Source organism: Bradyrhizobium sp. SZCCHNR1051 (genome assembly GCF_032489615.1).
Classification (GTDB): Bacteria; Pseudomonadota; Alphaproteobacteria; order Rhizobiales; family Xanthobacteraceae; genus Bradyrhizobium.
This window is the reverse complement of sequence record NZ_JAUEYJ010000020.1, coordinates 135,753-155,636: the sequence shown is the minus strand read 5'-3', so window position 1 is coordinate 155,636 and position 19,884 is coordinate 135,753. Positions and strand designations below refer to the sequence as shown.

At 66.3% G+C, this 19,884-nt stretch carries 20 protein-coding genes; 8 read left to right on the top strand and 12 right to left on the bottom strand.

Annotated features, from left to right (window positions below):
- Positions 1–3: 3 nt before the first annotated feature.
- Together QW868_RS24025 and QW868_RS24020 are read right to left on the bottom strand one after the other, a co-directional pair.
- Complete coding sequence (locus QW868_RS24025; RefSeq protein ID WP_315739579.1) at positions 4–333, bottom strand: hypothetical protein; 330 nt, start codon at positions 331–333, stop codon at positions 4–6.
- A gap of 118 nt (positions 334–451) precedes the next feature.
- Positions 452–2,476, bottom strand: a complete 2,025-nt coding sequence (locus QW868_RS24020) for a hypothetical protein (protein ID WP_316231683.1) — start codon at positions 2,474–2,476, stop codon at positions 452–454.
- Between the two features lie 281 nt (positions 2,477–2,757).
- On the opposite strand from QW868_RS24020, the gene QW868_RS24015 reads away from it, so the two are divergent.
- Genes QW868_RS24015 through QW868_RS23995 form a run of 5 tightly spaced genes read left to right on the top strand, consistent with a single transcriptional unit; the run spans position 2,758 to position 6,402 of the window.
- A complete protein-coding gene (locus QW868_RS24015) occupies positions 2,758–3,642 on the top strand; it encodes a peptidylprolyl isomerase (protein ID WP_316231705.1) in 885 nt (294 codons plus the stop codon).
- Positions 3,639–4,619 (top strand): HupE/UreJ family protein, encoded by a 981-nt coding sequence (locus QW868_RS24010; protein ID WP_315739576.1) that lies wholly within the window; start codon positions 3,639–3,641, stop codon positions 4,617–4,619. Before QW868_RS24015 ends, QW868_RS24010 begins: the two co-directional genes overlap by 4 nt.
- Positions 4,620–4,636: 17 nt before the next feature.
- The gene (locus tag QW868_RS24005; RefSeq protein ID WP_316231682.1) at positions 4,637–5,248 is read left to right on the top strand and encodes a HupE/UreJ family protein; all 612 of its coding nucleotides are present in this window, start codon (positions 4,637–4,639) and stop codon (positions 5,246–5,248) included.
- Positions 5,245–5,865 (top strand): HupE/UreJ family protein, encoded by a 621-nt coding sequence (locus QW868_RS24000; protein ID WP_316231681.1) that lies wholly within the window; start codon positions 5,245–5,247, stop codon positions 5,863–5,865. The genes QW868_RS24005 and QW868_RS24000 overlap by 4 nt, the downstream gene beginning before the upstream one ends.
- Before the next feature lie 45 nt (positions 5,866–5,910).
- The gene (locus QW868_RS23995; RefSeq protein WP_316231680.1) at positions 5,911–6,402 is read left to right on the top strand and encodes a prepilin peptidase; all 492 of its coding nucleotides are present in this window, start codon (positions 5,911–5,913) and stop codon (positions 6,400–6,402) included.
- Positions 6,403–6,421: 19 nt separating this feature from the next.
- Here the strand turns inward: QW868_RS23995 and QW868_RS23990 are convergent, their stop codons facing one another.
- From QW868_RS23990 to QW868_RS23945, 10 genes are read right to left on the bottom strand one after another with little or no spacing between them, the layout of a single operon-like run.
- Complete coding sequence (locus tag QW868_RS23990) at positions 6,422–7,045, bottom strand: hypothetical protein (protein WP_316231679.1); 624 nt, start codon at positions 7,043–7,045, stop codon at positions 6,422–6,424.
- A complete protein-coding gene (gspM, locus tag QW868_RS23985; protein WP_316231678.1) occupies positions 7,045–7,614 on the bottom strand; it encodes a type II secretion system protein GspM in 570 nt (189 codons plus the stop codon). Before gspM ends, QW868_RS23990 begins: the two co-directional genes overlap by 1 nt.
- Entirely contained in the window at positions 7,611–8,687 is a 1,077-nt protein-coding gene (locus tag QW868_RS23980; RefSeq protein WP_316231677.1) for a PilN domain-containing protein, read from the bottom strand. Before QW868_RS23980 ends, gspM begins: the two co-directional genes overlap by 4 nt.
- Complete coding sequence (locus QW868_RS23975) at positions 8,684–9,628, bottom strand: type II secretion system protein GspK (RefSeq protein WP_316231676.1); 945 nt, start codon at positions 9,626–9,628, stop codon at positions 8,684–8,686. Before QW868_RS23975 ends, QW868_RS23980 begins: the two co-directional genes overlap by 4 nt.
- Positions 9,628–10,347, bottom strand: a complete 720-nt coding sequence (locus tag QW868_RS23970) for a type II secretion system protein (protein ID WP_315772847.1) — start codon at positions 10,345–10,347, stop codon at positions 9,628–9,630. Before QW868_RS23970 ends, QW868_RS23975 begins: the two co-directional genes overlap by 1 nt.
- Complete coding sequence (locus QW868_RS23965; RefSeq protein WP_315739564.1) at positions 10,347–10,745, bottom strand: type II secretion system protein; 399 nt, start codon at positions 10,743–10,745, stop codon at positions 10,347–10,349. The genes QW868_RS23970 and QW868_RS23965 overlap by 1 nt, the downstream gene beginning before the upstream one ends.
- Positions 10,738–11,202 carry a prepilin-type N-terminal cleavage/methylation domain-containing protein gene (locus QW868_RS23960; RefSeq protein WP_315739563.1) on the bottom strand — a complete coding sequence of 155 codons (465 nt, stop codon included), beginning with the start codon at positions 11,200–11,202 and terminating at the stop codon, positions 10,738–10,740. The genes QW868_RS23965 and QW868_RS23960 overlap by 8 nt, the downstream gene beginning before the upstream one ends.
- Positions 11,195–11,671: a type II secretion system major pseudopilin GspG gene (gene gspG / locus QW868_RS23955; RefSeq protein ID WP_316231675.1), complete on the bottom strand. Its 477-nt coding sequence runs from the start codon at positions 11,669–11,671 to the stop codon at positions 11,195–11,197. Before gspG ends, QW868_RS23960 begins: the two co-directional genes overlap by 8 nt.
- A gap of 20 nt (positions 11,672–11,691) precedes the next feature.
- The gene (locus QW868_RS23950) at positions 11,692–12,903 is read right to left on the bottom strand and encodes a type II secretion system F family protein (RefSeq protein WP_315739561.1); all 1,212 of its coding nucleotides are present in this window, start codon (positions 12,901–12,903) and stop codon (positions 11,692–11,694) included.
- Positions 12,904–12,911: 8 nt separating this feature from the next.
- Positions 12,912–14,567 carry a GspE/PulE family protein gene (locus tag QW868_RS23945; RefSeq protein ID WP_316231674.1) on the bottom strand — a complete coding sequence of 552 codons (1,656 nt, stop codon included), beginning with the start codon at positions 14,565–14,567 and terminating at the stop codon, positions 12,912–12,914.
- A 253-nt stretch (positions 14,568–14,820) separates the two neighbouring features.
- Between QW868_RS23945 and gspD the strand changes: the two genes are divergently transcribed.
- From gspD to QW868_RS23930, 3 genes are all read left to right on the top strand, one after another.
- Complete coding sequence (gene gspD / locus QW868_RS23940) at positions 14,821–17,124, top strand: type II secretion system secretin GspD (RefSeq protein WP_315739559.1); 2,304 nt, start codon at positions 14,821–14,823, stop codon at positions 17,122–17,124.
- Complete coding sequence (locus QW868_RS23935) at positions 17,096–17,644, top strand: tetratricopeptide repeat protein (protein ID WP_315812245.1); 549 nt, start codon at positions 17,096–17,098, stop codon at positions 17,642–17,644. Before gspD ends, QW868_RS23935 begins: the two co-directional genes overlap by 29 nt.
- 268 nt (positions 17,645–17,912) lie before the next feature.
- On the top strand, positions 17,913–19,790 hold the full coding sequence (locus QW868_RS23930) for an alkaline phosphatase family protein (RefSeq protein ID WP_315781164.1): 1,878 nt from the start codon (positions 17,913–17,915) through the stop codon (positions 19,788–19,790).
- The last annotated feature ends 94 nt before the right edge of the window (positions 19,791–19,884 follow it).

Here is a 19,884-nt window from a genome sequence, read left to right as displayed (position 1 = left end):
CCGTCAGCGCGTCGGCATTTCGTCGGCACGAAGAATGTTGAGCCGCTCGCCGGGCTTCAGGCTGTGGGGCCGGTCGCGCACTTCCAGCACGGCCCGCTCGGCCTTCTCGACACAATCATCGAACTCGCCATTGCCGGCCTCGACCAGCGCCTGCTGAATGTCCCGCTCGGCGAAATAGCGCGAGACGTCGTCCGCCGGCAAGGTCGCCGCCTGCGCACGTGCCTCGGCCACCGCGGCGTCGCAGGCCTCCTGCGTCGGCTCCTCGTCATGCGCCGATGCGACGACGGTCGTGAGGGCAAGAACGGCGAGAATCACGGCGGACAAGCGAGGCATCACGTCGGCGAACCCCAGGGCACAGGCTTCAAAGACGAAGCACCGGTTCGCAAACCGGCGCTCGGAGCGAGCAGGATCCGACGGGGCGGTATCGTCCCGCCGGATCGATGCCGATCAATCAGTCGCGGTTGAAGGCCCAGCGACCCCAGTGACCCCAATGGCCCCAATGATCCCAGTCGTGCCAGTGGTGATGGTCGTGGGCCAGCTTTCGCGCCAGCTCCTTGTTCTTCTCCACCAGCAACTTGGGCGCATCGTACGGACGAACGAAGATCGGGTTCGCATAGAACCAGACGTTCGACCAGGCCTGCACGTCGTTGGTCACCTTCTTCACGCCGCCGACCGTGCCGAGGTGCGACGGACATGCCGGATCCGTGCAACTGACGGTGGCGTTGTTGGCGTCGAGCAGCGGATTGCCGGCGCTGTCGGACACGTTCGGCGTGGCCGGCGGAATGTTGGTGCCGCGGGCGCGGATGTAGAAGGGAGTCTTGCCGGCGATGAAGGTGGTCGTGAAGCTGAGCCGGACCGAACCGTTGCGCAGCTTGCGGCTCCGCATCTTGGTCGCCTGGATCTGCTTCGCGATCTTGGCCGAGGGGTTGTAGACGATGGCCGCACCATCGACACCCTTGGCATTGGCCACCGCATAGCCCGGGGCGCCCGGCGCGATCGGACCGGTGATGTCGCCGGTAATCAGATCGACGTGGTCGAGATAGGGCTCGTTCAACGGCTGCTTGATGCCGACCGGCAGCAGCAGCGGATTGTTGAAGCTGTACGGGCTGTTGTTGGAGGCCGGAACGGTCATCTCCATCTCGAGCGTGACCTTCTCGCCGGGACGCACGACCAGCGTCTCGCCCATCGTCTTCCAGTCGTCGTCCCACTCGCCCTTCGCACGGAACTCCATGTCGGAGTCGATGATGTGGGCGTTGACCGAATAAGAATTGCCCGAACGCATGCCGTCGATGATGGACTGCTGGGAGAAACGCCGCTCGTTCGGCACGTAGAGCCTGGTGTACTCGCCGGGGATGAAGTCCGCCGTCGTGCCGGGATCGCGCGCGCCATAGACGCCGCGGCTGTGCCAGTCCGAGCTCTGAAACAGGAAGAAGTTGCGGCCTTCGCCGAGCAGACCATCCCACAGCCCGCCGACCTTGGCGGTGTAGACGCCCTGCATGCCGTAGGTGCCGCCGCCGACGGCGCCTGAGCCATAGGAGCCCGAGCCGCCGTTCACGCCGCCCTCGGCCATGTGACCCGGTGCTTCGATGCCGAACGCAACCGTCGGGCCGGCATTGTTGAAGTCACGGAAGTGCTCGATGTTGTAGCCGGCCGAGCCGTTCGGGTTGAACGGTCCCTGCCGCTCGGTATGGGTCGGCACCACATAGGATTGCAGCGGGTGGTTCGCCTGCAGCCAGGCAATGCCGGCGACTGCCTTCTGGTGGCCGGCCGTGCCGGAATTGTTGACATTGTCCTTCCCGGCCCAGACCGGGTTGTTGCTGGCATCGACCGGACCGATCGCGTCAGTGTCCCCGCGGTCGAAGCGATATTCGAACTCGGCCATCTTGTCCGCATTGCCGTAGCCCCGCGGGTTCTGGCCGGCGATCACCGCGACGTCGCCATGCTCGTGGCCGGGCAGGATCCACTCCAGGCCCTCGACCAGCACCTTGTTGTAGGTCGCGGTGCGATTGACGATGGTCGGGTACTCGATCTCCTTGATCGACTGCCAGCGCCACATCTTGGCGCTGGTGCCGGTGCCGTTGGGCGTGCCCTTCAGACTGGTGATCGTAATGCCGTCGATGGTCTTGCCGAGCGTCTGGCTCCAATACGTCGTCGTGTTGTCGCCGGGGATGTTGGCGCTCGCATCGCTGAAGCGGCAATCACGATTGCCCGAACCGCCGTGGTTGCCGAGCGTGAACCAGTCGAGATCGAAATTGGTGCCGCCAGCAGCCGCGGTGCCCTTGCCGACCGAGCGGTCGATCGCATAGCCGGCTGCAACCGAACCGTCGGTGCAGGTGTTGTGGTTATGCATGTCGCCGGCGACATACGGATTGTTCTTGCTCGTTTCCCCCCAACGCTCCCCAGCGTCGGCGCTCTGTGACAGGGCCAGCGAGACCGAGGCCGCTGTCAGCAGGATTGTCTTGGTAGATGGAACCATTATCGTCGCCCCTAAAGAATTCGATCGATCTCCAAACCGAGATGACAACGCGACCGATGCGCCGTTGTCATTCGCGGCGCGAACAAACCAAAACTCGGAGACAGTTTGTTGAAGGATTTATTTTTGCCGGTGCCTTCCCCACGAACATCGCGGTCCGCAGTCGTTGCGAAATTTTTGTGACACTGACGTTTGCCCGGTGACAACGGCAAGTGTGCCGTTGCATATACGCGCCGCGCAACGAGCGCGGTCCGAGTTGTAAAGAACGTATGTCAGCCCCTGCCATGTCGAATGCGGCGCAGACCTTCGAGAGCGCCTCTGCACGCTCCAATCAGCAAGATGGCAACAGCTCTTCCCCTGCGCGATCATCATCCGTGACCGCCCTGCGCGGGCTCAGCAGGGAGCCACTCCTGCACTTCCTTGTTCTCGGTGGCCTGATCTTTGCGGCCGATGCCATCATTCACCCGCCGGCGAAGGACGAGAAGGTCATCACCGTGACCAAGGCACTGCGCCAGTCCTTCATCGACACGTTCGACGAGGACAAGCAGCGGACCCCGAGCGAGGCCGAGCTGCAGAAGATGGTCGAGGCCTGGGTCGCCAGCGAAATCCTCTATCGCGAAGGCAAGACGCTCGGCGTCGACCGCGGCGACGAGATGATCCGCGACCGTGTCGCGTTCAAGCTGCAATATCTGATCTTCGATCAGGTGCGCGTGCCACAGCCGAGCGAGGAGCAGTTGCGCGCCTGGTTCGCCGACAATCATGCCCGGTTCGACGAGCCCGAGCGTGTCAGCTTCCTCATGACGCCACCCAGCGACGACGCGACGGCGCGGCGCTACCTGGACGACATTCGCGAGCAGCGCGAATCCGAGGAGCTGCGCGATCAGACGCGCGCGGTTCTCGACCGACCGGTGCCGAGCCTGGCCGCCGGCTTCGGCGAGGGCTTCAGCGACGGCCTGCTCAAGGCGCCCCTCCAGGAATGGACCTTGCTGCAGTCGAAGGACGGGTGGCACGTGGTTCGTCTCGACGCCCGGACGCCGGGCGCTCCGGCGAAACTCGAGGATATTCGCGCCGAGGCGGCCAAGATCTGGCACACCGAAGAGACGCGGAAGCGGGCCTGGGAGGCGGTGAGCCGGCTCAAGGCCAACTACACGATCAGGTACGAGCCGTGACCGGCGCGCGCGCCCTGCTCGCCATCGTGCTCGCGCTCGCGGCGCTGCTGCCTGGGCGGCCGGCGGCTGCGCATCAGGCGACGATCGCCGTGCTCGAGTTTCGCGAGATGCGCTCCGGCGTCTATATCGGGCGATGGACGACCTTGCCGAAGGATGGCGTCAACCGCATCGATCTCAAGATGCCCCCGCATTGCTACCTGCGCCTGCCGGAGCTGAATTGCGGCGACAAGGGCCTCGTCGGACAGATGACGATCGCCAATCTCGGCGAGGACATGTCGGCAGCCATCATCCGCGTGACGTCCCTGGCTGGAGAGACGCGCAGCTACACGATCTCGGCGGCCAATCCGGTCGTGACGGTGCTCGGCACCGACGCGCCGACGCTCGAGACCTGGCTCGAGCTTGCGAAGACCTATGTCAATCTCGGCATCGACCATATCCTGCTCGGCGCCGATCACCTGCTGTTCGTGCTCGGGCTGATCTGGATCGTCCAGGGCGGCTGGCGTCTGCTCAAGACGATCACGGCCTTCACGATCGGCCACAGCGCCTCGCTCGCGGCAACGGCGTTCGGATGGATCGGCGTTGCCGAGGGGCCGCTCAATGCGTGCATCGCGCTCAGCATCGTGTTCGTCGGCGTCGAGATCGTCAAACAGCAGCGCGGCGAGACCGGGCTGACCGCCCGCTATCCATGGGCCGTCGCCTTCAGCTTCGGTCTCGTGCACGGCATCGGCTTCGCCAGCGCGCTGGCCGGGCTCGGGCTCGAGCGGCGGATCCTGCCTGCGGCGCTGCTCTTCTTCAATGTCGGCGTCGAGATCGGACAGATCCTGTTCGTGCTGCTGGTGCTGGCGCTGATCTGGGCGCATCGCCGCCTCGGCGCGGCGCTGCCGCGATGGGGCGCCGAGCTGCCGGCCTATGCGATCGGCTCAGTGTCGATGTTCTGGTTCCTGGGCCGTCTGGTGCGGGTTCTGGCGGCCGCATGATGACGAATGGGACGAACATGATCGCGCGCAAACTCCTGCACGCCGTGTTGGGTGCGGCGCTGCTCTCGCTGCTGTCGGCGGATCCGAGCCTTGCCCACGAGCAGACGGGCGTCGGCGGCGGGCTGGCCAGCGGCCTGCTGCATCCCTTGACGGGGCTGGATCACCTGGTCGCGATGGTTGCAGTCGGCATCTGGGGCGCGCAGCTCGGCGGCGCGGCGATCTGGATCCTGCCGGTCGTCTTCCCGCTGGTGATGGCGTTCGGTGCCGTCCTGGGAATCCTCAAGATCGGGTTGCCCGTCCCGGAGCTCATCATCGCGCTCTCGGCGCTGGTCCTCGGGCTTGCGGTCGCGCTGCGCATCCGTGTCCCGTTCGCGATTGCGGCCGTCATCGTTGCGATCTTCGCCATCTTTCATGGCCACGCGCATGGCGTCGAGCTTCCGACGGCGGCGAATCCGCTGGCCTATGGCTGCGGCTTCGTGGTCGCGACCGGTCTGCTCCACGCCTGCGGCATCACCATCGGCGCACTCGCCCGATGGCCGGGCGGAGAGCGGATCATCCAGGGCGTCGGGGCAGCCATCGCCGCGCTCGGCGGCTACTTCCTGGTCTCCAGCCTGGGAGTCGCGGCATGAGCGCGTTCCGCCGGACTGCGCTGCTCGCATCGGTGCTGCTGCTGACGCAAGCGCAGATCGCCGATGCCCACATCGTATCGGCCCGGCTCGGCGACTTCTACGCCGGTGCCCTGCATCCGCTGCTCACCCTGCAGGACGTCGTGGTCTGGGTCGCGCTCGGATTGCTGGCCGGCTCGATCGGCGCGGCGAGCGGACGCTGGCTGGTCGTGGTGTTTCCGGTCGGCCTATGTACCGGGCTCGCGCTTGCTGTCGGTTCGGGCGTCACCCTCGTTTCCCCGTTGATCGATGCCGCGACGATCCTCGTGCTCGGGCTGCTGCTGGCGGCGGCCTTGCGCATTCCCGTGACATTGCTGAGCGCGATCGCATTCGTGCTCGGCGTGATGCGCGGCGCCGCGAACGCCGGCGAGCTCGTGCCGCAGACCGACCGTCTCCTCTATGCAGCCGGCCTCGCCATTGCAGGATACGTCACGATCACCCTCGTGATGGCGCTCGCGCTCAGCTTCAGGCGTCCCGACACCGAGCCGCTGTCGAGCTGGCGCGGGATCGCCGTGCGCGCGGTCGGCGGCTGGGTCGCCGCGATTGGCCTGATGATGGCGGGACTATCGCTCGCATCCTGAGCCGCCTATGCTCAGGCGATCTGACACCGCTAGTCCCCACATCGCGTGACGAACGCCATCAACATCCTCTCCATCCTCGTGCTGCTCCTGACCTGCGCCGGCCTGATCTGGACGGATCTGCGCAGCGGCCTGCTGCCGGACTGGATGAATGCGCTGGTCGCCGCCAGCGGCTTTCTGAGAACCGCGACGCTCGTCGATCTGCCCGAGGCCCTATGGACCGTCGCTGCGGCCCTTGCCGTCGGCTTGGCCCTGTTGCTGCTGCGCCGACTCTACGTGATGGCCCGCGGCCGCCACGGGCTGGGCCTCGGCGACGTCAAGTTTCTGATGGCTGCAACGCTCTGGGCCGGCCTGCCGAGTCTGCCGATCCTGCTGCTCATTGCCACGACGACGGCACTCGCCGCGGCGCTCGCGCTCCCCTTCACGGGCCGCCGGCTGACAGCCCAGACGGCACTGCCGTTCGGCCCGTTCCTCATCCTCGGCCTGCTTGCCGTGCTCGTCCTGCAAGCCAGCAGCAGTGAGTTGATCGTGACCTTCTGAATACCGTGGGACGATGTCCTCATCGCGCGCGCCGCGCCATCCGCTCGCGTCCGCCCGGTGGCATGGGCGGGGTCATCGGCGCCGCCTGCACGTCGCTGTTTGCCGTCGTGCCGAGCTGCGGCATCTGCAAGGTGACTGTCTCCGGTGCCTTCAGCAGCGAGGCCTCGCGCGGTCGCAGCGACTGCAGCACCCATCCCTCATGCGAGGCGCCGACCCGCAAGCGCAGCGATGCCTGCGACGAGGCATCGACGAAGATGCCGAAGCTCTCCTCATCCCCGATGACCGTGCCCACGAGTTGCAGGTTTGGTCGTTCCGGCTCTCTCGGCGGCGGAGGCGGCGGCGCGCGCATCACCATGACGGGTGCGGCAACCGGCGGCGGCCGGCGCGAGGCCGAGAAGATCGGACGGTCGCGCGTCACCGAGAGAGCGCTGATGGGAACGTCCCACAGCGGATTGGCGCTCGTGCCAGCCGGGACTTGCACGCTGGCAGCAGCGGCCGGCCGGTTGGAATCGAACGGCGCGGCCTGGACAGGCGAAGCAGGCTCGGGACCATCCGCCGTCTCGCCGCACGCCCGGCCGAGCGAAGCTGTAAGAATGCACACGGTAGCAACGGTGACGAGACCTGAGCCGACGAACGATCGCATCACATCTTTCCTTGCCATTGGCCCGACACGGTGACCAGCACCGTCAGCCGCCCCACGCCGCCGGCGGCAGCCGCCAGCGGCTGCTGCACGTGCAGTTGATCGACGAAGAGAAACGGCAATCCGGCTTCGAGGTCATAGAGCAGCTGCTGCAGCGCCGGCTGTTCGAGCTCGCAGCTGGCGACGACGCTGATCAGGTTGGCGTTGGTGGTGGCGCGTGCCGCCGGCAGCTCGACCTGGGTCGACAGCACGCTGCCGCCGACCTTGCTGATCGCCTCCGTGAGGCGCTGCACCAGCGCCGCGCCCGCGATGGTGACCGTTCGTCCTTCGACGAACATCGATCCGCCCGGAGCCGTCGCGCTGCCCGCGGCCGAACTGCCGCCCGGCCGTTTGCGTCCGGAAAACTGCGCCAGCTGCGCGTTGGTGTCGTTGAGCTGACCGCGCTTGGCGACGAGATCGACGACCGCTGCAGCACCAAGCCAGAGCAGCGCGACGATGGTCACCGCATAGGGGATCGCAGAAGCGGCCGGCGAGTTCACGAAGATTCGGCGCAGCGATGTCGACCAGTTCATGCCCGGTCTCCGAAAAAGGCGTTGATGCGCGCCTCGATATGGAAGCGCTCGCCCGCTTCCCCGGCGGTGCGCGTCGTCGGCGCGTAGAAGGTGGCGCGGCTGAACTGCGGCGATTGCTCGATCAGCCCAATCAGCGCGGGCGCATCCTGGGTCAGGCCGGAGATCTGCAGCCGATCGTTCTCGATATGCATCTCGACGACATACGTCCCGTCGGGCAGAATTTTCGACAGCGTGTCGAGGACGATGACGCTGGCGGGGCTGGTCTGCTTGCGCTTGGCGAGCAGCCCGTCGGCGGCGGTGGCGCCCATCGCGGGCCGCAAGGCGGCGCGAAGCCGCGCGACCTGCGCCTGGGCGTCATCGAGCTCACCATCCACATATCCGCCGATCAATGTCGTCGTGATCAGCAGCATCGCCGTGGTCGCAGCCACCGACAGCCAGCCGAGCTTGAGCACGCGCCCGAGATCGCAGCCGCCGACGAACGACGAGCGCAGCGACGTCTTGAAGATCTGGATGGGGGCGGCATCGGGTGAGCCTGAGCCGACGTCGGTCGTGATGACGAGCTTGGCGGCGCCAACCTGATCGGCCAAGGCGAGCAAGGGCTGGACCAGAGCCCGCGGCGTCGCCGCGAGCGTTAGTGCGATCCGGTCGTTGGCAGTGCGTGGGGCGCTGTAACCGTAGAGGACCTGTTCGAGATTCCACGGCGTCAGCCTGCCGATCTGGGTCCGGATCATGCCGTCGAGAAACGGCTCGGCCTGCTTCGGATAGTCGAGGGGGCGGATCAGGACGCTCTCGGCGGCAAGATGAATCTCCAGCGCGGCGCCGCGCAGCGTTCGCAGCCACTCCGGCGAGAGCCCGACCTGCGCTGCGCCCGCGGCCGGATTCACCCTTGCCGGCGCCAGCGTCGGTTTCGCCTTCGGCGGCGCCTGCACCGTCATGACGACGGTTTCTGGCTGATCGTAGCGGATCAGGACCCGCGGACGTCTGAGCTGCCGATCGGCTACGGCCTCGATCGCTGCGGCGACGCTCGCCGTCCACACCGTCAGTCCGCGCTCGATCGCTTCGGTCAGCTTCATGGCATCCTCTGCGCCTGGAGCGCTCCCCTCGGTTGCGGCCCGTCGTCCTGCCGCGCCAGCAGCCGATAAGGCTCCTCCCCTTCGCCGGGAACGATCACCGCCGTCGCCGCATGACGAAGCCCGCCCGCCGGACCGACGACGATGCGTAGCCGGTAAGCCTTGCTCTTGCCCTTGGCGGCATCCTTCGCAGCGGGGCCCAGTGCCTTGGCGAGCGTATCGGCATCCTGTGACAGCGACGCCCGCGCGTTGAGGAAATCCTTCAAGATCAGCGGTGTCATTCCCGGCAATGCTGCAACGACTTCCGGCGCCGCGATCGTCGGATCGATGCCGGGAGAGCCGTTGAAAACGGTCACCAACGGAAGCACCCGATCGATCAGCGATGCGGGAATGCCGAGGACGAGCGACAGCTCGCCGACATGCGCGAACGGCGCCAGGCGCGGCACCCGTTTGAGACCGGCCGCCGCGTAGCGCGCCTCCTCCGCCTGGGCCTTGGCTGCATCGGACGGCTTGGAGCGCCACGCAACCACCCGCTCGGCATGATCCTTGGCAGCGTCCCGGTCGACGCCCAACGTGACGAAGAGATTTTCGAGCATGTCCTCCGACGCGGTGTTGAGATCGATCCGCGCCGCTTCGTTGACGAACGAGACCGCAATGTCGTTGCCTGCAAGCGCCAGCCGGAAACCGCCCTGTCTCGGTCGCTCCTCGTCCTTGGACAGCAGCAGACGATAGGCCGAGAGTTCGATGGCCGCCGAGATCAGCGCATCGGCCTCGACCGCCTCGTCCTCGAGCCGCAGCAATCGCGCCGAGCTTCCCAGTTGCTGCGAGACGACCACGACGAGGGCGGCCAGCGCCGCAAGCATCCAAAGCGCCGCAATGAGGATGAAGCCATCCTGCGCGCCGCGCCCGTCGGCAGAACCTCTGGTGACGGAAGGGGCCGGCATCAATCGATCGGCTCGCTCTTGTTTGGTTGCGGCGGCTCGGCCGCGGCCGGCTGGTTCGCGGTGCCGCCCGTTCCCGTATCGGCAAAGCCGCCGCCCGGCGCATCGACCTGAATACGGACAGCGCTGACGAGAACCGCGGCGCCGCCGCGGCTGTCGTCGTACACCGTCATGCGAACGGCGGACGGCAGCCTGGTCGCATCGCGCCACTCCGTCGTCCACGCCATCGTCCTGTCAGCATAGGCGAACGACATGCGGAACGGCGCAGACAACAGCACCACGGGATCGCCGAAACGGAAATGCTCGGTCACTGGCTGACCGACCGACACAGGCTCGAACGCGGCACGCGATCGCCGCAGAGCGCGCTCGCCCCTGCTCCCTTCCTCGCCGATGCGCACGATATCGAGGCCATGTCCCGCATTCGGACCAAACTCGGCGCGCACGAACACCGCCGAGACCTCGTTGCCCACGAACAGCGGTCCCTTCTGCTCGCGATTGGCCGAAACAAACTGCGCGGCGGCGAAATCATCGCCGACCCGCCGCAGCGCAGCGGCCACCATCTCCGCGCGCTGCACGCGATCTAGGCCACGCTTCCACGCCGGCAGCCATTGCGACGTCACTGCGGCCAGCGCCGACAAGACGATGCCGGCAATCGCGAGCGCGCCGAGCGCCTCGATCAGCGCGAAGCCCTGCTGTTGCGGCCGATCGGATCGGAGGATCATCAGCGCGCTCCTCGCGCGAGGCGGACCGTCTGCACATCGGCCATGGCGCCCGAGCCGGTCTTGACGCGCAAGGTCACCGCCTCCGGAATCCACCCGGTCTGTCCGGCCGGTTCATTCCAATCACCGCCGAGCGGCCTGACCTGCAGCACCACCGCGCCGGACCCGGAGCGCTGATCGGTGCTGCCCGGCTGCAGCCGGCCGCGATCGGCCAGCAATGTGGCCAGCGCCAGCCTCATGTCGGTGACGAGGGTGACATGCTGCTCGAGCTTGCGAACACTGGCCGCGTTGCGTGACACCACGGCGCCGATGGCGATGATCGACACGCTGACGATGGCGAGGGCGACGAGCACCTCGATCAGCGTGAAGCCGGCTTCGCTGCGATCAGCGGTCTCAACCATTGGCGAGCGCGCGCGAGACAATGTCGATTCTCCCCGTCAGCCAGTTGACCCTGATCTCCAGGCTCAATTCGGCGCGCGACAATGTGATCGCTCCTCCGCAGGACAGTCCGTCAGGAAAGAAGCTGATCGTCGCCAGCACCGGCCGATGCTGGCAGCTGCGCGGCAACGTTGCCAGAAACGCGACATCGTCGGGCAGCTTCAGCGCAGCCGCGCCGCTGCCGGAGCGGATCAGGCGGCGCGACGTGTCGATCTCGGTGTCGACGCGCGTGCCGGTCCGCATCGACGAGGCACGATCCGACTTCAGGAGTGTCGCGGCCTGCAGCGCATAGGCCTGCAGCCGCGGCCGCGATGTCTGCCGCGGCAGGTAAGGCAGCGCGACGGACGCCAGCAGCGCGACGATCGCGAGCACACAGACCATCTCGAGCAGCGTAAAGCCGCGCTGGCCGTTGTCACTCACTGCGCGCGCTCGTCTGCGTTCCCAGGACGATGTCCGCCGCCGTCCCGCTGCCGCCCTCCTGGCCATCGGCACCGTAGGACAGGATGTCATACGGGCCGTGATCGCCCGGTGCGCGGTAGACGTAAGCCGTGTTCCACGGATCTTTCGGCACGGCCCCGCCCCTGAGATAAGGACCGTTCCAGGTACTCAGTCCGGCCGGCCGTTGCGCCAACGCACCGAGGCCTTCCGAGGTCGAGGGGTAGCGGCCGGCATCGAGATAGAACAGGTCGAGCGCCGCCGAAAAGCTCTGCAACTGGATCCGCGCTGCCTTGGTCTTGGATTCGCTGAGATAGCTCAGAACGCGCGGACCGATCAGCCCCATGATCAGCCCGATGATCGTGATCACGACCAGCATCTCGACCAGCGTGAAGCCGCGCTCGTGTTCGCGCCCGGCCCTCGTGGCCGGCTCGATCTGCGTATCCGATCTCATGTCGTTCTCCTTGATGTCGGTCAGCCGACCAGTTGCGTCACCGAAAGCAGGGCCGTCATGATCGAGACGATCAGGCCACCGACGACCACGCTGATGAGCAGAATGGCGGCGGGACCGACGATGCCGACGACACGGTCGAGTCCCCGTTGCAGCTTGGCTTCGTAGAACTCTGCGATCCGGGTCGACAGCGTCGGCAGTTGGCCGGTCTCCTCGCCGAGCCGCAGCATGCGCAGCGCCATCGGCGGCAGCGTGTTGTCGGCCGACAGCGCCTGGGACAGCTTGCCACCGTGACGGACGCGATCCGCCGCCGCCGACCATGGCGCGCGCGACGACGTCACCGCCATCACGTCAACGAGGATGCGCAGTGCCGCGCTCAGATTGACGCCGCAGCCGAGCAGCAGGCCGAGATTGCGGCAGAACAGGCTGGTTCGATAGAACAGCAGGAGGCTGCCGATGCCGGGCGTCACCGCCAGCACACTGGTCAGGCCGGCGCGAACCGCGGGCTGACGCAACAGCCACCAGCCTGCCGCAAGCAGCGCCGCACAGCCGAGCGTGATCGCAGCTGCATTGGCGCGCAGCAGATCCGACATCGTCATGAAGAAGCCGAGCGCGGTATCGGCACGGCCACCGAAGTCGCGCAGCACGGCGGAGAAGTTCGGCAGCACGGCCACGAGAAAGAACAGCATTACGCCGATCGCCGCGAGGAACACGAAGGCGGGATACTGCATCGCGTCGGTCAATTTGCGGCGCGTCGCCTCCGAACGCTCGCGTTCGCCGGCCAGCGCGGTCAGCACATGATCGAGCGTTCCCGACGCCTCCCCGACGCGCATCAGCGCGACATACATCGGCGAGAACAGCTGCGGCTGGGCAGCCGCCGCGTCGGCGAAGCTTTCACCGGCCATGATCGCCGCGCGCAGCCGCGCCACCACGGGACGCAGGCGACCGATGTCGGAATCGCCGGACAACAGATCGAGCGCGTCGTCGAGTCGCGCGCCGGCCTTGAGCAGCAGGGCCAGATCGCGCGTGAACGTGGTCACCTCGGCCGCGGACGGAGCGCCGAAGGAAAGTCCGGACGCGCCGCCCGTCCGCTCCTTCGTCTCCTCGACGGTTTCGATCGGCAGCAGCTGCAGATAGGAGATGCGCCGCTCGACCTCGCCGCGCGACGGCGCGTCGAGAGATCCGACGACGATTTCACCGGACTGCGTCAGGGCGCGATAGCGGTAGCTCGGCACGATCCACCTCACCGCGCCACGAGGACACGAAGCAGCTCGGAGGCCGAGGTGACGCCGGCGCGGCACTTGGCGACGCCGTCGTCGAGCATCGTCGTCATGCCTTCCCGGATCGCGAGCCGATCGATCGCGAGACCGTCGGCACTGTCAGCGATCAGCTCGCGCAGGCTGCTGGTCAGCTCGAGCAGCTCGAACACGCCGACCCGGCCGCGATAGCCGCTCTGACCGCATCGCTCGCATCCCGTCGGATGCCAGGTGATGTCGCCGGGCACGAGGCCGAGATGACCGAGGCGCGGATCCTGGCGGCACGTCTCCTCATCAAGCGGCTGCGGCGTCTTGCAGTGATCACAGAGCTGGCGCACCAGCCGCTGCGCGATCACCGCGCGCAGGGTCGAGCGCAACAAGAAGCCTTCGACGCCAAGGTCGAGCAGGCGCGGCACCGCCGCCGCGGCGGTTTCCGTGTGCAGCGTCGTCAGCACCAGATGGCCGGTCAGCGCAGCATGGACGGCGACATGTGCCGTCTCGCTGTCTCGGACTTCGCCGACCATGATGACGTCGGGATCCTGACGCACGAAGGAGCGCAGCGCGCTCGCAAATGTCAACCCGATCGTCGGCTTGATCTGCGACTGATTGATGCCGGGGATCTCATATTCCACCGGATCCTCGACGGTGAGGATCTTGCGCTCCGGCGTGTTGAGCATCGACAGGATCGTCGCCAGCGTCGTGGTCTTGCCGCTGCCGGTCGGCCCCGTGATCACGATCATGCCGTGCGGCAGCGTGATCAGGCGCCGGAGCGCGGCGTCGTCGCGCGTGGAGAGGCCGAGACGGCTCGCCACGAGCTGCGAGCGGTCCTTCGGCAGGATGCGCAGCACCGCCGATTCCCCGTGCTGGGTTGGCATGATCGCAACACGGACGTCGATCTCGGCTCGGCCGGCGCGAATGCGCGCGGCCCCGTCCTGCGGCAGACGCCGCTCGGCAATGTTGAGACCGGCGACGATCTTGATGCGCGAGATCACCGCCTGCGGCAGCACGCCCGCAGGCGCCGCGATCGGACGCAACAGGCCGTCGACCCGCAGCCTGACCACGAGACCGGTCGAGAACGGCTCGATGTGGATGTCGCTGGCGCGCATCTCGACGGCCTTCTCGATCAGGTCGTTGACCGCGCGGACGACCGGCGCGCCGCTCGCGAGATCGCGCAGACTTTCGATGTCGTCGTCGCGGAGCTCCTGCGCCGGCGAGATCTCGGCCTCGTCGGAATCGCCAAGTCGTTGGTCGAGGACGACGGCGATATCCTCATGCGAGGCGACCTTGAAAAGAGTCTGCGGGCCAAGCACCAGCTCGGCGGCCCGGCGCACCGCCTGATCGGTCGGATCGGCCATCGCGAACACGGCGGCGCCGTCAGAGTCTTTGTATGGATAGCCGAGCACTTCGCGCAGGAAGCGATCGGAGAACTCACTCACCGCGGGCAGTGCCGCCATCAGCTCGCGCAGCGCGACGCGCTCCAGTCCGGTGAAGCCGGCGACCTCCTCCGCGAAGACGTCGGCGGTCAGGCCGAACCTGTCCCAGAGCGCGATCTGCGTTTCGCCCGCGGCTCCGCCTTCGCCCGCCGCCAGGGGATGGCGCTCGCGAAGATAGGCATGGAATTGGGTCGACAGTGTACCGCTCATGGCGTGATCCGGGTGGCGCCCGTGCCGGCTCTACGTCTCGGCACGGCGCAACTGGCGACCGACGTTATCGATCGCGAACATGACGGCTGTACGAATGTGGACGGCGCGGACATTTCCGACACACATGTCGCGCAAAGGCGGGCGGCATCAGGCAAAGATACATAAGTGTCACATTGGACCGCTATGCAGGCTGCGCGGTCGAACGAGGCGCGATCCTGGTTCGGCCGGTCAACACGAGTAGATCGGTAAGTCCATGTTTCGTATCGGCAATCGAAGCCAGTCCGCTGCGGTTGTCAGACATGCCTGGTTGCTGACCATCGCGGTGCTGCTCGCGTCCTGCAACATGGCAACGCTCAATTCCCAGGCCAGCGCGCCGGCCGATGTCGACGTCATCGACAAGGTGCGCTCGCTCGATATCCTGCCGCGCGACAATGCACCGGTCGCATCGATCCAGGGACGCCCCGAGGTCGAGCGGGCGAGCGCGCGGACCTATCAGGGGACCACGGTTCAGGAGGTCGCCGAGGTCAGGCCGCTTCCGGCGGCCGATGGCAAGGGCTATGACCTCAATTTCGAGAACACGCCGATCGCAGTGGTCGCGAAGGTCGTGATCGGCGACATCCTCGGCGCGGGCTACTCGATCGATCCCCGCGTGCAGGGCAGCGTCAGCCTGGTGTCGGCGCGGCCGGTGCCGAAATCCGACATCCTGTTCGTGCTGGAGAGCGCGCTGCGCCTGTCGGGCGTCGTGCTGGTCCGCGAAGGCGGCGGCTACAAGCTGACTCCGCTCGGCGACGCCATCGGCGCCGGACGCGTCGACGGCGAGGCCGGCCGCGCCGAGCCCGGCTACGGCGTCTCCGTCGTGCCGCTGCAATATGTCGGCGCGCAGACGATCCTCAAGCTGATGGACAGCTTCGCGACCCGGGCCGGCAGCGTGCGCGCCGACACCACCCGAAACCTGCTGCTGATCCAGGGCACAGGAGCCGAGCGACGCTCCGCGATCGAAACAGTGATGAGCTTCGACGTCGACTGGATGCGCGGCCAGTCGGTCGGCATCTTCCCGGTCAGCAATTCGGCGCCGGAGCCGTTGATGGCGGAGCTGGAGAAGATCATGGATTCCGGCGAGAACGGGCTGAGCCAGAGCCTGGTCAAGCTACAGGTCGTCAATCGCCTGAACGCGATCATGGTCGTAACGCGCAAGCCGGCGCTGCTGCAGAGCGCGGCGACCTGGATCCGCCGGCTCGACCAGGCCGACTCCGGGCGCACCAGCGTCCACGTCTACCGCGTCCGCTACGGCGACGCGCGCCAGCTCGCCAAGGTGCTCACCGACATGTTCGGCGGCGCCGGCTCGTCCTCCACCGACGGCGCCGACGGCCAGACCGCGCCGGGGTCCGACGGCACGACGACGTCGGTCGCCGATCGGCTCTCCTTCAACACCAATGCAGCGGGATCATCGAGTTCGAGCGCCAATCCGGCGAGCCGGTCCCAAGGCGGTGGTCTCTCGAGCATGTCATCTTCGAGCACGTCGTCCTCCAGCAGTACGCCGTCCTCGACCGGGCTGGAGCCACGCAGCAGTGGTGCCGGCGGAGGCCAGGCCATCATGCCGAATGTCCGGATCACCCCGGACACGGTGAACAACTCGCTGCTCATCTATGCCGACCGCGAGAACTACCGCATCATCTCCAGCACGCTGCAGCAGCTCGACCAGCCGGTGCTGCAGGTCGGGATCGACGCCACGATTGCCGAAGTGACGCTCACCAACGAGCTGTCCTACGGCGTGCAGGCCTATCTTTCGAGCAAGGTGCTCGGCCTCGGGACCGACAAAGGATCGATCACCAATACGCAAACCACGTCGGTGGCCACGGCCACGACATCCGCGGCGACGACGGCCTTGATCAACCGCGCTCTGCCCGGCTTCAACTTCCTGATCGGACACGAAGCCTCGCCCAACATGATCCTCGACGCACTCCATACTGTCACCAGCGTCAAGGTGCTCTCCAATCCCTCGCTGGTCGTGATCAACAACCAGACCGCCACCCTGCAGGTCGGCGACGTCGTGCCGGTATCGACCGGCAGCGCGACCGTACTGTCGTCGAGCAACACGGTGGTCAACACCATCGACTATCGCAACACCGGCATCATCCTGCGCGTCGTGCCGCGGATCGCCGCCAACGGCAATGTGCGGCTCGAGGTCGAGCAGGAGATCAGCAACGTCGCGGCCCAGACCGCCGCGAGTCTCACGCCGACGGTGTCGCAACGCAAGGTCAAGAGCGCCATCTCCGTCGCCAACGGCCAGACCGTGCTGCTGGCGGGCCTGATCAGCGAGCAGCAGACCGGCAATCGCAACGGCATTCCGGGCTTCGACGAGATTCCAGTTCTTGGCGACGCGTTCTCGCATCAGGGCAAGAAGGGCACGCGCACCGAGCTCATCATCTTCATCCGGCCGCAGATCATTCGCGACGGCAGCGATGCGCATCAGGTCGCAGAAGAACTCCGTTCCAAGCTCCGCGGATCAGTCGGAGCGAGCATCACGGATGATTTGCGTGTCCGCACCACCCGTTGACCCCAGCCAAGTGATCCGGCCGACGATGGGGCGCCTCGCCATCGCCTGCTCCGCAGCCATCCTGCTGCTGGGAGCACTGGCCTCGCCCGTTCGCGCCGATTCGGTCAGCACCGCACGCATCGCCTATGCGCGCGGCGACTTCGTCCGCGCCGTGCGCGTGCTGACCCCGCCTGCCCTGCGCGGCGATCCACGCGCTCAGGCGATGCTCGGCTTCATGTATGAAAACGGCTTTGGAACCCCGCAGGCCTACGAGGTCGCCAGCGATCTCTATTGCCAGGCCGCCGCAGCCGGCAATCCGTTCGGCCAAGCGATGCTCGGCCTGATGTACGACAAGGGTCATGGCGTTCCACAGGACGTCGTGCTCGCCTACAAATGGCTGAACCTTGCTGCCGGACATGCCAAGTCGACCCAGCGCAGCTACTTCCTGCGGCTTCGCAACGCCGTGGCCTCGAAGATGTCGGCCAGCCAGATCGCCCAAGGCCAGGCCCTCGCGCTGGACTGGATCCCGGGCCAGCTCTGACCGGCATCGCCGATCGGCGATCTTCTTCAGAGTTCAGAGCGAGCCGGCTTCCTGCGGCGATGAGCGAAGGCCCGCCGGCATGTGATGCCGGGCCTGCACGATGCTGCGCCGTGCGTCTCCTGCATCTGCGCAAATGCGCGTCTCGCGCGCATTTCACAAAACCGAAGCAAGACCGACACCACGTTGCAATTTGTTGCCGCGATAAATTGCCGCAGGCGAGCAGCCATTCGTAAGCGCGCGCCACCACCCCACTCCGTCCGGAGATGTCATGACCAGAACAGTCACGCGGTCCAAGGCGCTCGCCCTTGCGACCACCGCCGTCTTCACCGCGACCAGCGTCGCACCAGCCTTCGCCGGCGCGGCGACCAGCACCCCGATCGAGCACGTCATCATCATCGTCGGTGAGAACCACACCTTCGACAATCTGTTCGGCACCTACAAGCCGAAGGCTGGTCAGGCCATCGACAATCTGCTCAGCAAGGGCATCGTCAACGAGGACGGCACGCCGGGGCGGCATTTCAAGAAGGCGGAACAGCGGATCGGTCGCGACGAGGCTCGCTACAGTGCCGAGACCGCGTCCACTGGCGCCTACGCAACGCTGCCGCAGCCCTACACCACATATGGAATCGGCCTGCCGCAGAACGTCCTCGACACCCGCTTCCCGGCCAATCTTCCCAATGGCCCGTATCAGATTTCGAAATACGTCTCCTACGCCGCCTATACCGGCGATCCGGTGCACCGCTTCTTCCAGATGTGGCAGGACATCGACGGCGGCAAGCACGACAAGTTCGTGTGGGTCGAGCAGACCATCGGCACCGGCTCGAACGGACAGCCCTATCCGGCCGGCGGGTTCAACCCGATGGAAGGCGCCATCTCGATGGGCTTCTACAACATGAACCCGTTCACCGATGCCGCCGGCAAGGCCCAGCCCGGTGACGCGCCGTTCTTCAAGCAGCTCGCCGACGAATATGCGATCAGCGACAATTATCATCAGGCCATCATGGGCGGCACCGGCGCCAACTTCCAGGCCCTCGTGACCGGCCACGCCGCGTTTTTCACCAACCCCGAGACGCTGAACGGCGCCCCGGCCGTGCCCTATGCCAACCAGATCGAAAATCCGGATCCGGTTGCCAGCACTAACAACTACTACAAGCAGGACGGCTACAGCGGCGGCTCCTACGTCAACTGCTCCGATCCGTCAGCGCCCGGCGTCGCCGCCATCAACGAGCAGCTGTTCAAGAACGGCGTCACCAGCAACAATTGCGCGTCGAACCATTATTATCTCGTCAACAATTACAGCATGTTCTGGAACCAGACCAGCGCGAAGCCGAATGCGCTCGGCTCCGACAAGTTCGTGCTGCCGCCGCAGAGTGCGCCGACCATCGCTGACGTGATGACGGCAAAGGGCGTGTCCTGGAAGTACTACAGCGCCGATCGCGGCGACGACGCCACCACCTTCGCCAAGAGCGTCGACGGCGTGCCGCTGCTGTTCCACTCCTATTGCGGCATCTGCGACCCGCTCACCGGCTTCAACAAGATCATGAAGACTCCGACGGAGGAAGCCAAGCTGCAGAACTACGGCGCCTTCGTGAAGGACGTGCAGAACAACACGCTGCCCGCCGTGTCGTTCGTGCGTCCGTTCGAGGCGCTCGCAGGGCATCCCGCCGATTCGACCACCGACCTCTACGAAAAATTCCTCGAGGCCCTGATCAATCGCGTCAAGGCCAACCCGCAGCTCTGGGCCAAGACCGCGATCTTCATCACGACGGACGAGGGCGGCGGCTACTATGACTCCGGCTATGTCCAGCCGGTGGACTTCCTCGGCGACGGCACCCGCATTCCCTTCATCCTGGTCTCGCCGCTGGCCAAGAAGGGTCATGTCGACCACACCTATTACGATCACGTCTCGCTGCTGAAATTCATCGAGCGCAACTGGCGGCTGCCCACGATCTCCGCCGTCAGCCGCGACCGGCTGCCCAACCCGATTCATGATCGGGACGACAACCGCTACGTGCCGAAGAACCGTCCGGCGATCGGCGACCTGATGAACCTGTTCGCCTTCGGCGATAACGATGGCGATCACGATCACGACGGCGGCTGGCATCATCACGACCACGGTGAGCACGGACACGGCGACGACCGCTGATCGACGGGAGTCTGCCGCTGTCAAGAACAGCCCGCCGCACACGTTGCGGCGGGCCTTCTGTGCATTGTCCGCGGCGGACGACATTGATGGTGCA

Coding starts and splice junctions, on each gene's coding strand:
- QW868_RS24005 (WP_316231682.1), top strand. CDS start 4,637: ATGATCGCGCGCAAACTCCTGCACGCCGTGTTGGGTGCGGCGCTGCTC.
- QW868_RS23945 (WP_316231674.1), bottom strand. CDS start 14,567: ATGAGCGGTACACTGTCGACCCAATTCCATGCCTATCTTCGCGAGCGC.
- QW868_RS24000 (WP_316231681.1), top strand. CDS start 5,245: ATGAGCGCGTTCCGCCGGACTGCGCTGCTCGCATCGGTGCTGCTGCTG.
- QW868_RS24020 (WP_316231683.1), bottom strand. CDS start 2,476: ATGGTTCCATCTACCAAGACAATCCTGCTGACAGCGGCCTCGGTCTCG.
- gspG (WP_316231675.1), bottom strand. CDS start 11,671: ATGAGATCGGATACGCAGATCGAGCCGGCCACGAGGGCCGGGCGCGAA.
- QW868_RS24025 (WP_315739579.1), bottom strand. CDS start 333: ATGCCTCGCTTGTCCGCCGTGATTCTCGCCGTTCTTGCCCTCACGACC.
- QW868_RS23930 (WP_315781164.1), top strand. CDS start 17,913: ATGACCAGAACAGTCACGCGGTCCAAGGCGCTCGCCCTTGCGACCACC.
- QW868_RS24015 (WP_316231705.1), top strand. CDS start 2,758: ATGTCGAATGCGGCGCAGACCTTCGAGAGCGCCTCTGCACGCTCCAAT.
- gspD (WP_315739559.1), top strand. CDS start 14,821: ATGTTTCGTATCGGCAATCGAAGCCAGTCCGCTGCGGTTGTCAGACAT.
- QW868_RS23965 (WP_315739564.1), bottom strand. CDS start 10,745: ATGGTTGAGACCGCTGATCGCAGCGAAGCCGGCTTCACGCTGATCGAG.
- QW868_RS23970 (WP_315772847.1), bottom strand. CDS start 10,347: ATGATCCTCCGATCCGATCGGCCGCAACAGCAGGGCTTCGCGCTGATC.
- QW868_RS23975 (WP_316231676.1), bottom strand. CDS start 9,628: ATGCCGGCCCCTTCCGTCACCAGAGGTTCTGCCGACGGGCGCGGCGCG.
- QW868_RS23935 (WP_315812245.1), top strand. CDS start 17,096: ATGATTTGCGTGTCCGCACCACCCGTTGACCCCAGCCAAGTGATCCGG.
- gspM (WP_316231678.1), bottom strand. CDS start 7,614: ATGAACTGGTCGACATCGCTGCGCCGAATCTTCGTGAACTCGCCGGCC.
- QW868_RS23990 (WP_316231679.1), bottom strand. CDS start 7,045: ATGCGATCGTTCGTCGGCTCAGGTCTCGTCACCGTTGCTACCGTGTGC.
- QW868_RS23980 (WP_316231677.1), bottom strand. CDS start 8,687: ATGAAGCTGACCGAAGCGATCGAGCGCGGACTGACGGTGTGGACGGCG.